The sequence below is a fragment of the Zobellella taiwanensis genome, from assembly GCF_003012795.1.
Lineage (GTDB): Bacteria > Pseudomonadota > Gammaproteobacteria > Enterobacterales > Aeromonadaceae > Oceanimonas > Oceanimonas taiwanensis.
This window is the reverse complement of the sequence record NZ_PXYH01000095.1, coordinates 1-254: the sequence shown is the minus strand read 5'-3', so window position 1 is coordinate 254 and position 254 is coordinate 1. Positions and strand designations below refer to the sequence as shown.

Here is a 254-nt window from a genome sequence, read left to right as displayed (position 1 = left end):
GCCGGAACGGGGGTTGGTAACCCAGTTGTTTCAGCCTCCGATGCAGCCGACTCGGCTTTTTCCACTGCTTGAGCTGGATGCAGCGCAGTCGCCGTCTTAACCAACTCATTACCTGCTTCAGCACCCGTGTAGTATTTCCTCATGCCTGCTCATCTCTGTGGTGACGGCTTCGAGGATCGGTCTGGCTGCCGGTCTGTTTCAGGCGATCCGTCCGGGTACTAGCGCTCTGGCAATCTGCCGCCACGGTATCGCTC

The 254-nt window shown here is 58.7% G+C and carries 1 protein-coding gene; it reads right to left on the bottom strand.

Going from position 1 to position 254, the window contains the following annotated elements; all coding sequences use genetic code 11:
• The coding region (locus C7I36_RS18010; RefSeq protein WP_425445053.1) for a hypothetical protein at positions 1–124 on the bottom strand (124 nt) is incomplete at its 3' end.
• Between the last annotated feature and the right edge of the window lie 130 nt (positions 125–254).